This is a genomic window from Novosphingobium sp. 18050 (genome assembly GCF_902706195.1).
In the GTDB taxonomy this organism is placed as follows: Bacteria; Pseudomonadota; Alphaproteobacteria; order Sphingomonadales; family Sphingomonadaceae; genus Novosphingobium.
The window spans coordinates 1-1,610 of sequence record NZ_CACSJO010000069.1; the positions used below are offsets into that span (position 1 = coordinate 1).

The 1,610-nt window shown below is 60.7% G+C and carries 1 protein-coding gene; it reads right to left on the reverse strand.

Annotated elements, in window-relative coordinates:
- Positions 1-163: 163 nt before the first annotated feature.
- Positions 164-1,504 (reverse strand): IS1380 family transposase, encoded by a 1,341-nt coding sequence (locus tag GVL61_RS24385; protein ID WP_159983862.1) that lies wholly within the window; start codon positions 1,502-1,504, stop codon positions 164-166.
- Positions 1,505-1,610 lie beyond the last annotated feature (106 nt).

A 1,610-nucleotide genomic window follows, 5' to 3' on the forward strand; every position in this document is an offset into this window, starting at 1 on the left:
TAGCCCGGAAAATTCATCGTGTTGGTCAGCGCAGGCCAAGATTTGGATTTTGGGCAGGCGGCGGGCGCGTAGCGTCATTGCCGGAGATGAGCCGGATTTGAGGGTGATTGAGGTTTGCGGGTTGAAGGGCGGGGTTTGGTTTGAAGGGGCGCTGCCCCGTGGATCAGGTGACGAGGCGAGGGACGCGGTCGAGGGCGAGGCGGAAGATCTTCTGGTCGGGACAGGCGGTGGGCCATTGGATACGGATCAGGGTCTTCAACTCGGTGACGCGGGCAGCGACCTTGATGAGGCGCAGGCGTAAAGTATCGAACTGCGCGGTGCGCCAGGTTGAACGTTTGGGCATGGCGCTACGCAAGCCCCACATGAGCCAGTAGGCACCGGCATGGAGAAACAGGCGCAACTGATTGGCGGTGGCCCTGGTGCAGGATGTGCGATCGGCGGCGAGGTGGGTCTTCCAGGACTTGATGTGATTTTCCGCCTGGCCTCGCCGGCAATAGACCTGCTCGTAGAGCCGGCGGGGCGAGCCCTTCTTGAGATTTGTAACGACGAAGCGGGTGTCCGCGCCCTGTTCGCCGACTTCGACGCGGGCGATAATCCGCTCGACGCGGCTCCAGCTTTTGGCGCCGTCGTGGAAGGACTTGAAGCGACGTGCCTTGCCGGCTTGGGGCGCCGCGTCGAAGCGGGCTTTGGTGCTGACCTCGAGATCGGCGATGTGACGGCGCAATGTCGACGTGGGCATGGCGCCCAGGATGAATTCGTGTCCGCCAGCCCGGCACCAGTCGATGACTTCAGGGCAGCAATAGTGACTGTCGCCGCGCAGCAGGATCTGCGTCTTTGGCCAGTTGGCGCGAATTGCACGCATCAAGCGACGCAGGAAAGCCCTGATCTCCTTGCCGCCGGGCCGTTTGGCCGGGCGCAGGACGGCGGTGATGAACCGCCCCTCGCCATCGAACACGACGATGGGCTGGAACCCATATTCGTCATGATGGGCATTGAACAATCGCAACTGCTGGCCGCCATGCACGGCATCGAAGGTGTCATCGATGTCGAGGACAATGCGCCTGGGAACAGTGCGGAAACTCTCGCAGTACAGGTCCACCATCGCCCGGCCAATGTGCAGGAGCGCACGCGTGTCAGGCAGGTTTTCCAAGCGTGAGATTGTCGGCTGCGAGCAAAGTGCACGGTCCGATGGAGCCAGGCCAAGCGCCATTTTGAACGCCGGGTCGATGCGCAGACTGGAAGCGTCATTGCCATCTTCATAACCTGCGGCGATCATCATCAGTCGGAACCGGATAATGTCGGCAAGGGAGTGCGTGATATGATCCGGCGCACGGGGATCATTGATGCAGGCAGCCATATGATCGGCTACACCAAGGCGCTGCTCAACCTCGCGCAACAGCAAAATACCGCCGTCCGAGGAGAGCAGACCGCCATCGAACCTTGCATCTATCCGCTTGCCAGAAACGGGTGACAAACCGGTCAGCGGCAGAGTAGAACCGTCCATGGCGGGTGTGGCTTTCCTGAAATGACGTCGATCGGCTTAAGCAACCAAATCATACGTTAAATCAGTGCTTTACGCCACATCCGCCAACCCGCGTGAATTTTCCGGG